Here is a 12,100-nt window from a genome sequence, read left to right as displayed (position 1 = left end):
GACAGGTCCTGTCCCGCGGAGGGCACATGACCGGGGTTGCTCACGGCGCGGCCCCTCAAGCCGCACGTCGGTCCGATGAAGGTCGGCCGACCACCTGCCTTTAATGCATAACGTTGAGTATTCAGGTGCGCAGAAAAGTCTCCGGCTCGCTCACTCGGTGCCACAACAACCAATGAAAAGCGAATACCGCCGAAGGGAACGCGGTACGTGCCCGATCACCCGTTCGGCCCTCATGCTGCATCCGTTGATATCGCACACGTGAAGCGCTCGATGATGTAATTGCACCACGTTTCACTCAGCGGGGTGCTGGTCATCTGGGCGGTGTTCCCGCACGATCTTCATTACCTCACGACCCCCTCGGGCGCGTTCAGCGTCTAGCGGGCACCCTCCCCGTGCCCGCTAGGCGCAAACAACGACTTTTGGACCACTGATTCTTTCTGTAACGCGGAGAATCGGTGTTTTCCCCGCTGCGCCTGGCTGGTCGATCCAGGTCGCGGGGCTTTTGCACTATGCGTTCGAGCGTCCAATTGCGCGTCGTCGCCCTACTTCACAGCGATTGCGATGATGCGCAGGTCCGTGCCACCGGTCGCGGCGCGGCGCCAGGGTCGATCGCTCGTGTCAGGGTTGCGGGATGGCCGCATGAACCCATCACCGGACCCAAGACATCCCGGTGTTGAAATGCAGGTGCGTTAGGAGGTCGCGATGTCCGGCCTGCAGTGCCGGCTGATCTGGTCGATGTGCCGGTGATCGGTGCCGCAGCAGCCGCCCAGCACCCGGAGGGTGGGAACGACGGAGCGCAGGTCCCTGTAGCGCACGGCCAGGTCGATGGGCTCGCCGCTGTCCAGTGTCTCGGATTCGTCGAGTTCGGCGTGACTGAGAGTTGAGGCGTTGGCCCGCACTCCACCCAACCGACTGGTCCATGCCGGTGCGTCGTCAAGCAGGTGCCCGAAGTGGCTGGGGTGCGCGCAATTGATCATGTAGTACGCCGGGTACGCGTCGGTGGCGGCGTCGACCGCTCGGACGGCATCCCGGAGCGGCTGTCCGGATGGCAAGTTGCCATCGGTTTCCACGGTGAACGAGATGACCACCGGAAGCTCGAGCGCCGCAGCGGCTTGCGTGATGCCGATGGCTTCTTCGGTGTAGGTCATGGTGATGGCCGTGACGAGATCGGCCTCGGTGGCGGCGAAGGACCGCAGCTGAACGGCGTGGTACTCGCGGGCCTGTGCGGCGGTCATCGCCCCTGCGACCTGGTAGCCATCGCCCCGTGGACCGATGCACCCGCTGATCACCACGGGGCTTCGTGGGTTCTCGTGCCGTTCCCGCACTTCGGTCAGAAGTGCCACGGCGTCACGGTTGGCAGCGTGCAGGGACTCTGTGGTGTATCCGAGCCTGTCGGCCCAGTCCGGGTTTGCGCGCCAGGTAGGTGTCTCCAGGACAATCCCGACGCGGTCGCGGACGGCGATGGTGGCGTAGGAGTCGAAGTAGCGGTTCAGTGCTTCCCGGCCGGCGGCGTCGGCCAGGAGCGGGAACGCGGCGAAGTCGGGTAGGTCGATGCCGTCGATGAAGCTGAGCGTCGTTTCCAGGCCGCCGTCGGTGAGAAAAACGTCGGCGTCCAGTTGTGGCAAGTGATCACGGTAGGCGGGCATGAGCCGGTTCCGATCTGGCGGTGGATGTGTCAGAGAATTGTGCGTGATTGATGCGCCTTGCGGCGGCGGCCGTGTTGACAGTGGTCTCACCTCTGTTGATCGACGCCTCCGACGAATCGGCCCGGTCCGCGAGCAGTCGCCCCTCCTACGATCCTTGGACGACACGGCCCTGACCCTTTGAGGTGTCGCCGCCGAACTGTGCTGTGCGATTTTGACCCGAGGGGTGCCGGGGTCAACGCCGCGCGGGCTGCACGTTGGACCCATCGGAATTGGGCTTCATCTTCCGGGACGGCCCGGTGGCGCGCATCATTGCCACCATGAAACGTGTCCCACGCGTTGGTCGGGTAGCCGCTGCGGCGGCGTTGTCCGCGGTGGCGGGGATCGCGGCGCGCGATGCGCTGCAACGCGAACACACCGTGCTGCGGAACTTCCCGCTGATCGGGCACGCCAGGTACCTACTGGAAACGGTGGGACCTGAGTTGCGTCAGTACCTGGTGGCGAGCAACAACGAGGAACGGCCGTTCACCAGGGATCAGCGTCGATGGGTGTACGCCTCGGCCAAGAAGCAGAACAACTACTTCGGCTTCGGCACCGACAACGACATCGAATACACGCCCGGGTACCCGGTGATCAAACACCGCACGTTCGGCCGAGCGATCCCACCAACCAGTCCGGCCGCCGGCCACGAGGTCGACCTGCCCAGCGCCAAACAGCTCGGGCGAAGCCGGGGTCGACGGGAGGCCTTCCGGCCGCAGTCGGTGGTCAACATCTCCGCGATGAGCTTCGGCTCCCTGTCGGGCCCCGCCGTGGAGGCCCTCAATCGGGGCGCGGCCCTGTCAGGGTGCCTGCAGAACACCGGCGAAGGTGGCGTCTCGCCGTACCACCGCAACGGCGGTGAGCTGATTCTCCAGATCGGCACCGCATATTTCGGTTGCCGGGATGAGCACGGGCGGTTCGACCTGGACCGCCTGCTCGACCTGGTCGCGGACGCGCCGATCCGGGCCCTGGAGATCAAACTCAGCCAGGGCGCCAAACCCGGGCTCGGCGGGGTCCTGCCCGCCGCCAAGGTCTCCGCGGAGATCGCCGCCACCCGAGGAGTCGCCCAAGGCAAGGACTGCATCAGCCCTTCCCGGCATGCCGAGTTCTCCGACACCGACAGCCTCCTGGACTGGGTGGAACTGCTCGCCGCCGAAACCGGGCTGCCCGTCGGCATCAAATCCGCCGTCGGAGACCTGAACTTCTGGGAGGAACTCACCACCCTCATGAACGACACCGACCGCGGCGTCGACTTCGTCACCATCGACGGCGGTGAAGGCGGAACCGGTGCAGCCCCACTGATCTTCACCGACACCGTCTCCCTGCCGTTCCAGCTCGGATTCGCCCGGGTCTACAAGACCTTCGCCGAACACGGCCTCCACGAGGACGTAACCTTCATCGGCGCCGGCAAACTCGGCCTGCCCGATAACGCCGTTGTCGCGTTCGCGCTCGGCTGCGACATGATCAACGTCGCCCGCGAGGCCATGCTTGCCATCGGCTGCATCCAGGCCCAAAAATGCCACACCGACACCTGCCCCACCGGGGTGGCCACCCAGAACGCCTGGCTCGCGCACGGCTTGGACCCCCGGCTCAAGTCAGTCCGGGCGGCCAACTACATCAAGACACTCCGCCGGGACCTGGTCAAAGTCGCCGAAGCCTGCGGCGTCGAGCACCCTGGACTCATCACCACAGACTCCGTCGAAATACTCGACGGACGCACCGCCTCCACACCGCTGCGCGACGTGTACGGCTACGCCCCGGACTGGGGACTGCCCTCCGCAGCCGACCGCGCCGCCATCATCGAATTCATGACCGCCACCGAAACCCAAGGCGGAACCGCACCACCATCCCCAACTGCCACCGGCCCCAACTAGGGGTGCGTCGGTGAATTACGCGTGTGGTCTGAAAACATTGGTTGAGCGCGGCGATGCCGGTGATCGGACGACCAACGTCAGGAACTGCAGCGGATCGCGGCGTCCCCCGCAATAGCCCCGATAAAGGCGGAGCGGTAACGCCAATGAGCGCGGTGCTCGCTCGTGATGCCGGAGGAAATCAATCGTGATCGACTGAATCTGCGTAAACCTGAAGGGCAGATGGACCCGTCCTGCCGTTGTCGTGACCAACGACAATGGTAGGAAGGTAACGATTGGTGTTGATGGGACACCGACGGCGGGTCCACATCAATGTCCGTGCGGACACTGCGTGGCGTCGTGGTCTGCTCCGGGTGGGTTGGCTGCGGTTGCAGCTGCGCCGGTGGTGTCCGGTGATCCGGCGATGGTCGGCGGTTCGCCGATGATCGGGCGGGGTTTGGCTTGCGCGAGCTTGCGGATGGCATCCGGCACCCCGGTGCCCTCGCGGTCGGCGCGTTCGATCCAGAGTCGAGCGGCGTTGACCTGCGCGGAGGTGACCTGGATGGTCTTGCCCACGACCCGCACCTCCTAGTCGGTGATGCCGTTGTTCAGCTCGAAGTCGTCGTCCGGCTGATACCCGCTCAAAGCATTCTGGACCTCCGTATCCACCACGTCATCCACCAGGGCGGCGACGAACCCGGTCACCGTCGCAACGAAGGTGGTATCGGCGGGTTGAACCAGGCTCCCCTTCTGCAGCGCGTTCAGGGTGTTCTGGCCGATCGTGGCGGCCTTCGGGTTGGTCGACGCCGCCTGTTCGAGCCCCCAGCGGACCATCCGCATCGTTTCTTCCCGTTGCCGCCAGACCTGCAGCTTCGTATCGGCGGTCCGAGCCTCCCGGACGGCAGCGGCCGATGCCTCCGCAGCCTTGTCCGACGCCGCCGCCGACGCCAACGCCGCCTCGGCCGCCTTCCGCGCCTCCGCAACGGTTTCCCTACCCGTGCGGCGCTGCAGCACCGCGCTGTACACAACCCCGGCCACAGCGATCACCGCCACCACCACCGCGATGATCAGGCTCAGCGCACCGCCCGCCACCCACGGGTCAATAGGCGCCGCCAGCGGCGGCGCGGTCGCCGCACCGACCACCCCGCGATCTGCCGCCGCAAGCCGTACGAATGACTGCTCGCACCAAGGAACGTTTTCGAACCCCAACGCGAACAACGGAACGACAAGACCACCAAGAAACGCGGTCATGACACAGGGTAACCGTTCGTTGCGTTTGATGAGGTCGCAAGCCGGGCCGGCCCCGTGCGCAATGCCATGCCGCAAATTGTTGATGGCGACACCACCTGAGCGGCTGCATCGTGAGTGGCCCTGACGGCTGGTTCAAACTTCCGGCCGCCAGACGAGCCTGCCGTGCCGGATGATCAAGGCGATGATCCGGCACAGCGCACTCTCACTCGACGTCCGGGCCGCAAGCAGTCGTCTGCCATCGTCACAGTGTCGGTGCCCGAAACAGGGGTGATTGGTGAAGGTGGTGCCGTCGGCGGCGGTGGTGGTGGTCATTGTTTCCGAGCGGACACCACGAGGTATTCCCAATCGGAGACGAAGGTGCCATCGGTGGCAAGGTTGAACTCCTCGGCCAGCGCAATCAGGTCGGCGCGGAAGGCGACCCGTTGCGCCTCGTTCAACTTCGCCGCGGCCTTCAACGTGGGTCCGTACTTGGTCAAGAAGAAGTCGGCGTAATGCTCGGTGCTGAGGAATCGCTGCCGCACGGCCGTCGTCCAGGTATGCAACGCGTCGACCTGCCCACTGAACAGCTCGGAGATGACCTGCGGGTCTCCCCAACGGGTAGCGGGCTGCGCACCTGCCGGCGGCGTGACGTACCGGCCGACAGTTTGGAGCATTCGACCGACGAACCCGGACGGCGTCCAGTTGGCCATGCCGATGCGGCCGCCGGGGCGGCACACCCGCACCATCTCATTGGCCGCCCTGCGGTGGTCCGCGGTGAACATCGTGCCGATCGAGGACAACACGTAGTCGAATCGATCGCTGTCATACGGCAGCGCCTCCGCGTCCCCGACGTCGAACGTGATGTCCAATCCTTCCGCTTGCGTCCTGCGCACGGCTGTGTCGACCAACGCTGAGACGTAGTCGATACCGGTGGTCGAACAGAACGCCCGTGCGGCTGCGATGGCGACATGCCCGGTGCCCGTTGCGACGTCGAGCACCGAGCTGCCCGGTACCAGGTCGACGGCCGCGACCAGCTCGTCGGCGAGCGACACCGTGATCCACGCAATTGCGGGATAATCACCGCTGCTCCAGGTTTGATGCTGCACGGCTTTGAGGGCGGCGAGGTCCGCTCCTGCGTCGGTGGTGATCGTCATGATGTCCTCCTGGGGTTCTTCCGGCCGACGGTTCCGGCCTTGTGACGAACCAAAGGGTGCTATCAGGTCCCGACCGCTGGTCAGTGCAGCTTCTGTAGTGGTCCACTACAACATCTGGAGTCGGAAGGAGCGCGGTATGTCCCAATACGGCCAGTTCTGCCCGGTGGCCAAGGCAATGGAACTGCTGGACGAACGGTGGACGATGCTCGTCGTGCGCGAATTGCTGGCCGGGAGCCGGACCTTCGGCGACCTGCAACGCGGAGTCCCGAAGATGTCGCCCACCCTGCTGTCGACGCGACTGCGGACGCTATCCCGCGCCGGCGTCATCGATCGGCTCGAGCAAGGCAAGCGGGTCTACTACACGCTCACCCCGGCCGGCCGCGAACTGCGACCGGTCATCGAATCCATCGGCGCGTGGGGAATCCGGTGGATGCCCGAACTGGGCGAACAGGACTACGACCCCCACCTGCTGATGTGGGATGTACAGCGCAACGTGGACGTCGACGCCCTACCGCCCGGTCGCACTGTTCTCCAGTTCTCGTTCCCGGATGTTCCGCCGGCTCAACGACACTGGTGGCTGGTGCTGAGCGCGGAATCGGTCGACCTGTGCGACTTCGATCCGGGCCACCCGCTGACCGGCAGGATCGACACCCCACTTCGCTTGTTCACCCGTGTCTGGCGCGGCGACATCGAATGGGCGCAAGCATTCCGGTCCGGGGAACTCAGAATCGACGGTCCAAGCGCCGTACAGCGAAATCTCCCACGTTGGCTCACCCGATCCGACTTCGCAGCGGTCGCACGGCCCAGAAATTCAGACCCGGTCCGCCTCAAGGAGCGGAGTTCTGTGCAGATCAATTCCTGAGTGAGTAATCGTGCCGTCCGCCTTTGAATGCGACCCGACTTTGGGGGTGTGGCGAATGCGTCGACGCCGCCCTCTGTTGGTTTCGGCTGAAGGCTGATCCCAGCGTCGATTCCGCCGACGTCTGTGGGTCAGGCCCGAGAGGGCCAACGCCCGTAGCTGCGGCTGCGCCGCCGGTGGCACGACAGGCTTCCTTCGCTGTCGCAGTTGCTGAGAACCGGGCCGGCCGCGTCGTGGGGCCAAATCCAGGTGCTACCAGTCACGCAAATTCGACCGTGCAGCGCTCAGGACGTTCGTCCCGTCGTCCGCGGTGAGACCCCAGTAGTCCTCGCCCGGTGCGTGGATGTCGAACCAGATGACGGCGCTGACGCGGCTGGTTCGCAAATAGTCGAAGAGGTCGCTGACCCACTGCGCCTTGTCCCCGCCGGTCGACCCGGATCCGGCTTCGTTGATCCAGATCGGCACACCGGGGGCCAGCACGTCCAGCACCTCCAGTGTGGCTCTGAACAGCTGGATGGGGCTCCGCCAGGCGGATCCCGCGACGGCAGGACCGAAGTTGTAACCGTCCACGCCGATGACGTCGACCGCGTCGGCTCCGGGGAAGGAGTCGACCATCGCCCGGACGTCACCGCGCAGGATCACGTTCGGGCTCCACACCCAGCGGACGTTCGCGGCACCGTTTGCCGCGAACACCTCCTGGACGTGGCGGTAGGCCCGCACGTACTGTGCGGGCGATCCGCCGTTGCGCGAAACGGACCACGGGTACCAGTCGCCGTTCATCTCGTGGGCGAAACGCAGGAAGAGCGGTTCACCGTATGCCTTCGCCGATCGCGCCCAGGTGCTGATGTAGCCGTCGAATTCGCCGTTGGCGATGGCGGCAAGGGTGTAGTCCGGTTGTTCGGCGCCGGACGTGGGATTCCACGGCTCCCAGGTGATTTCCGGTAGGGCGCCGTACCGCGCAATGGCACGGATCTGCTCGAGCGGAAGGTCATCGCCCCGTTGCCAGGCTTCATAGATGTTGATCACGTCGAGTTTGCGGCCGACCGACGATCCCGCTCGGTCGGCGGCCACCACCAACGACATCGTTCGTGCGTCGACCGACATCCCGAACAACCGTGGTGGTGGTGGCCCCGTGCAGGACGTGCCAGCCATCATGAGGACGGTCACGGTCAGGAGCGCAATGGTGGCGCGCCATCGTGTTGCCGTTGTTCCTGCGTTGCCGTCGATCATTCCGACCGGGCGGTTGCCACAGTCGTGTCGGCGTTGACATCGTCGATCATCGGCAGGTCGAGGGTGAAGGTGGTGCCTTCCCCGACGGTGCTGGCCACCCGGATCTCGCCCCCGTGCGCGGCAGCGATGGCCTTTGTGATCGTCAGGCCGAGACCAACTCCGGGGACGGCATTCTTGGTGGCGGTGGTTGCCCTGAAGAACCGGGAGAACAGCCTGTCCATCTCGTCCGCGGGGATTCCGATGCCGGTATCGCTGACGCACACGAGTGCGCGTGTTTCTTTGCCGTCCTCTCCGCCGCCGATTCCCAGGGTGACGGCGACCCGTCCGCCGGAGGGGGTGAACTTGACCGCGTTGGACACCAGGTTGTCGACGGCCTGGCCCAGCCGGACAGGGTCGCCCCAGACCCGGATGTCGTCGGTGGACTCCGCGAGCCGGACACGCACGTCCCGGGTTGCCGCCACGGGCGTGGCCGTCTCGACCGCGTTGGCGAGCACGCGGTGCAGGTCAACCGATTGTTCCTGCAACTGGAACCGCCCGGATTCCACCTGTGCGGTGAACAGCAGATCGGAAACCAGTCGGAGCAGGCGGTTGGCATTGCGCTCGACGGTGACCAGGTACCGGTGCTGTTCCTCGGACAGTGGGTTCTCCTCATCGTCGGAGATCAGTTCCAGATAGCCGAGAATGGAACTCAGGGGTGTTCGGAGTTCGTGCGAGATCAGGTTGACGAATTCGTCCCTGGTCTTTGCCTGTTCGCGTTCGGCGGTGACGTCGGTGGCGACGAAGAGGAATCCGTCGAGGTCGTCGCCGGCGTCTCGTTTGGCCGTGACAGCCACTTGGACGCGTTTCTCGGAGCCGTCCCCGGTGACATAGGTCCAGTCCCCCAGCCTCGGCGACCCGGGTCTCACTTCGGCCGTCAGGACGCGGAACGGTGTGCTGTCGGCGTGAGGGCGGACCGCCGCGGCGTCCTGCATGAGTGGGCCGTTCTCAGCGCTGGTCAACTCGTCGGGGCGGTGGAACTGGGTGATCGGGCGACCGATGGCGTCGTGTGCTGCGACTTTCAGCATCTTCTGGGCTCCGGCGTTGAAGACCTCGATCCTGCCGGTTCGGTCGGTGGCGATGATCGACTGCTCGGTGACCGCGTTGATCACACTGGACAGCTGACCGGACGACTCGCGCAGCATGCCGGATGCGGCGGCCGCCATGGCTGCCTGGTCCTCGGCGGCCATCAGCAACTGTTGCTGTTCCCGCTGCAGTTTCTGGACGGCCTTGACCCGGGATCGGAGTCGGCGGGTCAATTCGTTGGCGGACAGGCAGACCAGCCCGAGTATGACCGGGCCGAAGATGATGCGGCTCCATTGACCGTCGGCGAGGGCGTTCGGATCTCCGACCAACGGCAGCAGCAGCGCCGCCACTGTGACGGGGCCGCCGATCAGCATCGGCAGCCGGCCCGGCTCGACGCCGAGCGAGAGCACCGGCAGCGCCATCATGATGGTGAAGATTGACGTCTGTCCGCCGGTCCCTGCGCGCAACAACCCGACGGCGAGGATGTCAACGAGCGGGATGATCATCGCCGCCCGCGGCGGCACGTGTGGAGCACGAAGGACGAACGCACCCGCGGTCGCGGCCAGGGCCAGCAGGTTGGCGATCAGGACCTCGGTGACCGCGGTCACGGAGACGCCCGGGATGAACAACAGTAGCTGGGACAGCAGAAAGACGGCCGCCGTGCACAATTGGCGTTCCAACACGGAGTTGGGGTCGGTGGCGAAACCCTGGATGAGTCGGACGAGCCGATTCCGCCGATGTGCCGCCGACTCGCTGGTGGCCGCGCCGGAAGTATGTGCTGTGATGGCCGCGGCCGTCACCGGACACGCTCTGCGGCGAGCAGTCCCTCGATCTGACCGGCCAGTGATCGCGGGCTGAACGGCTTGTGCACGTAAAGGTCAGCGCCGGCGTCCGAGCCGGCACGGATGGCGTCCTGGTGGACCGCCGCGGATAGCAGCATCACCCGGGTGTGTGCTGTCGCAGGGTCCATTCGCAATGAGCGGCAGACTTCGAGCCCGCTCAGTTCGGGCATCGCCACGTCCAGGATCGCCAGGTCGGGCCGGATGGCGATGATTGCCTGCAATGCTGCGGCGCCGTCGGAGACGGTCGCTCCGATCAAGGCACCTGCCCGCCGAGCGGCGACGCCGACCAGATGCCTGATATCGGCGTCGTCGTCGGCGATCACGACCGTCGGCGGCGATCCCTGAGAGTGGGCCGTCATTGCCGCGCCCGGGCGGCGCTGATCGTCGCGATCAGGTTCTGGATGTGGGCCCTGGTAACGGGTTTCGGTAGGACGGCGTCGGCATCAGGGTAGTCGTCGACATCGAGCACGGAGGTGATCGCAATCGGGCAGCGTGGATATCGTTCGCGTAGCAGTTCCGCGAGCTGCCAACCGTCCATACCTGGAAGTCGCAGGTCGACGACCATCAGATCCAGGGCCAGGTCAGCCGGTAGAGCCAACGCCCGTTCGGCATCGTGCACCGCAATCACGGAGCAACCGGCCCGGTGAAAATACGTCGTCAGCAGTGACAATTGGTCCGGCTCGTCGTCGACGATGAGCGCGGTGAACGCCGGTCGGGCCTCGTCGGCGGCTGCTGTTCGGGCTGACGCGGCCGTGTGATGCGCGTGGTTGCCGGCGGTCGGTTCGCCGTCGATCGCCGTGCCGTCCGTTCCGGAGCCGACGGTCCCCGTGCTCACAGCGCCAATTCTCATCGTCTGCCCCCTCGGCCGGGCGCCCGCGAGGACGCCGCACATCGCTGCCCCTGCTACATCTCTACGCTACCGTACGCAATCGAGCGAGTACGGAAAGTGAATCCCCTGCGAAGGCGTGCGTGCCGTCTATCGGCGTCGCATTGCGACGACCGTGACGTCGTCGATCAGCACTTCCGACCCGGTGAGATCGGTGATCCGGCGCATCACCTGCGAGCAGTCGGCGGAGGTCCGCACGATCGCCGCGACGTCTTCGAAGGCGTCGGATGTCCCTCCCAGCAGGTCGAAAAGTCCGTCGCTGAAACAGACCAGCCAATCGCCGGGTTCCAGCGTGATACTCGAGTCCGACCAATCTCCCTCGAACACGCCCAGCGGGAGATCCTGGCCGACCAGCTGGGTGAAGCTGCCGTCGGCGCGGACGTGCAGCGTCAATCCATGTCCGGCGTCGGCGTAGGTCAACACGCCGGTCCCGGTGCACAGCGAGCCGTGGAAGACGGTCACGAAGGTGCCGGTCTCCTCCAGATCCCCGGCCAGGGACGTCGCGGCGGCGCGCAACGCGGCGGCCGGCCCGCGACCGCGATCGACACCTCTCATCACCGCCCGCACCGTAGCGGTCACGAGGGCGGCAGGGATGCCCTTACCCATCACGTCTGCGACCGTGAAGTCGACGCCGTCCTGCTCGTTGACAGCCAGTGGGTACCAGTCGTAGAAGTCGCCGCCGACGGCGAAAGACGGGACGCAGACGGCGGCGAGGTCGTAGCCCTGATGGACCGGCGCGCTGTGCGGGAGCAGATCCCGCTGCACTTGGGCTGCCCGGTCCAGTTGTTGCGACAGGCTGATCTGTTGGCCCATCACCGCGGCCAGGTCCATCAACATCTGCCGTTCGAGCCGGGTCACGTCATTGGCGTCGACGGTGGCCGGGTCGATATCGGCAAGAGCCCTGGCTCCCAGTCGGGCGGCCGCACCGCGTTCGGCCAGGGCGCGCACCTTGGGCACCAGTTCCGCCGCCGCCACCGGCTTGACCAGGAATTCGTCAACCTGATGGCGCAGGGCACTGACCGCGTAGTCGACGCTGGCGTGTGCGGTCATCATGATGATCGGCAGCGCCGGCTGGGTCCGCCTGATGTTCTCGACCAATTCGAGGCCGGTCATGCCGGGCATCTGGATGTCGGTGACCAACACGTCCACTGGTTTCTCCTGCAAGATCCGCAGTGCTTCGCGACCGTCGGAGGCCAACAGCACGGGCTGATCCAGGCGCCGCCGCAGCGCCTCCCGCAGGAAGGCGCCGAGGTCCGAGTCGTCCTCGACTACCAGCACGATTCCGGGCTCGGTCATCTGACGCTC

General features: G+C 65.8%; 12 protein-coding genes. 2 read left to right on the top strand and 10 right to left on the bottom strand.

Features of this window, described 5'->3' with window-relative positions; translation table 11 throughout:
- Window positions 1–689 precede the first annotated feature (689 nt).
- On the bottom strand, window positions 690–1,646 hold the full coding sequence (locus ACVBEQ_RS20610; RefSeq protein ID WP_447155184.1) for a homocysteine S-methyltransferase family protein: 957 nt from the start codon (window positions 1,644–1,646) through the stop codon (window positions 690–692).
- A gap of 317 nt (window positions 1,647–1,963) precedes the next feature.
- On the opposite strand from ACVBEQ_RS20610, the gene ACVBEQ_RS20605 reads away from it, so the two are divergent.
- Window positions 1,964–3,556, top strand: coding sequence for an FMN-binding glutamate synthase family protein (locus ACVBEQ_RS20605; RefSeq protein WP_447155183.1), 1,593 nt, complete (start codon window positions 1,964–1,966; stop codon window positions 3,554–3,556).
- Window positions 3,557–3,862: 306 nt separating this feature from the next.
- Here ACVBEQ_RS20605 and ACVBEQ_RS20600 read toward each other — a convergent pair whose 3' ends face one another.
- The 4 genes from ACVBEQ_RS20600 to ACVBEQ_RS20585 all read right to left on the bottom strand — a co-directional run bounded on the left by ACVBEQ_RS20600 (window position 3,863) and on the right by ACVBEQ_RS20585 (window position 5,916).
- A complete protein-coding gene (locus ACVBEQ_RS20600) occupies window positions 3,863–4,108 on the bottom strand; it encodes a hypothetical protein (RefSeq protein ID WP_447155182.1) in 246 nt (81 codons plus the stop codon).
- Window positions 4,109–4,120: 12 nt separating this feature from the next.
- Complete coding sequence (locus tag ACVBEQ_RS20595) at window positions 4,121–4,783, bottom strand: hypothetical protein (protein ID WP_447155181.1); 663 nt, start codon at window positions 4,781–4,783, stop codon at window positions 4,121–4,123.
- Window positions 4,784–4,915: 132 nt separating this feature from the next.
- Entirely contained in the window at window positions 4,916–5,095 is a 180-nt protein-coding gene (locus ACVBEQ_RS20590) for a hypothetical protein (protein WP_447155180.1), read from the bottom strand.
- Window positions 5,092–5,916: a methyltransferase domain-containing protein gene (locus ACVBEQ_RS20585; RefSeq protein ID WP_447155179.1), complete on the bottom strand. Its 825-nt coding sequence runs from the start codon at window positions 5,914–5,916 to the stop codon at window positions 5,092–5,094. Before ACVBEQ_RS20585 ends, ACVBEQ_RS20590 begins: the two co-directional genes overlap by 4 nt.
- A gap of 136 nt (window positions 5,917–6,052) precedes the next feature.
- Between ACVBEQ_RS20585 and ACVBEQ_RS20580 the strand changes: the two genes are divergently transcribed.
- On the top strand, window positions 6,053–6,778 hold the full coding sequence (locus ACVBEQ_RS20580; protein ID WP_447155178.1) for a winged helix-turn-helix transcriptional regulator: 726 nt from the start codon (window positions 6,053–6,055) through the stop codon (window positions 6,776–6,778).
- A 249-nt stretch (window positions 6,779–7,027) separates the two neighbouring features.
- On the opposite strand, the gene ACVBEQ_RS20575 is transcribed toward ACVBEQ_RS20580, so the two are convergent.
- The 5 genes from ACVBEQ_RS20575 to ACVBEQ_RS20555 form a co-directional block, all read right to left on the bottom strand.
- Window positions 7,028–7,879 (bottom strand): glycoside hydrolase family 26 protein, encoded by an 852-nt coding sequence (locus ACVBEQ_RS20575; protein WP_447155177.1) that lies wholly within the window; start codon window positions 7,877–7,879, stop codon window positions 7,028–7,030.
- A 122-nt stretch (window positions 7,880–8,001) separates the two neighbouring features.
- Entirely contained in the window at window positions 8,002–9,867 is a 1,866-nt protein-coding gene (locus tag ACVBEQ_RS20570; protein WP_447155176.1) for a sensor histidine kinase, read from the bottom strand.
- Window positions 9,864–10,268: a response regulator transcription factor gene (locus tag ACVBEQ_RS20565; protein ID WP_447155175.1), complete on the bottom strand. Its 405-nt coding sequence runs from the start codon at window positions 10,266–10,268 to the stop codon at window positions 9,864–9,866. Before ACVBEQ_RS20565 ends, ACVBEQ_RS20570 begins: the two co-directional genes overlap by 4 nt.
- Window positions 10,265–10,744, bottom strand: coding sequence for a response regulator (locus tag ACVBEQ_RS20560; RefSeq protein WP_447155174.1), 480 nt, complete (start codon window positions 10,742–10,744; stop codon window positions 10,265–10,267). The genes ACVBEQ_RS20565 and ACVBEQ_RS20560 overlap by 4 nt, the downstream gene beginning before the upstream one ends.
- 141 nt (window positions 10,745–10,885) lie before the next feature.
- Complete coding sequence (locus ACVBEQ_RS20555) at window positions 10,886–12,091, bottom strand: PP2C family protein-serine/threonine phosphatase (RefSeq protein WP_447155173.1); 1,206 nt, start codon at window positions 12,089–12,091, stop codon at window positions 10,886–10,888.
- Between the last annotated feature and the right edge of the window lie 9 nt (window positions 12,092–12,100).

The sequence above is a fragment of the Nakamurella sp. GG22 genome, from assembly GCF_052976845.2.
The sequence above is the reverse complement of the archived record's forward strand: the minus strand, read 5'-3'. Positions and strand labels throughout refer to the sequence as shown.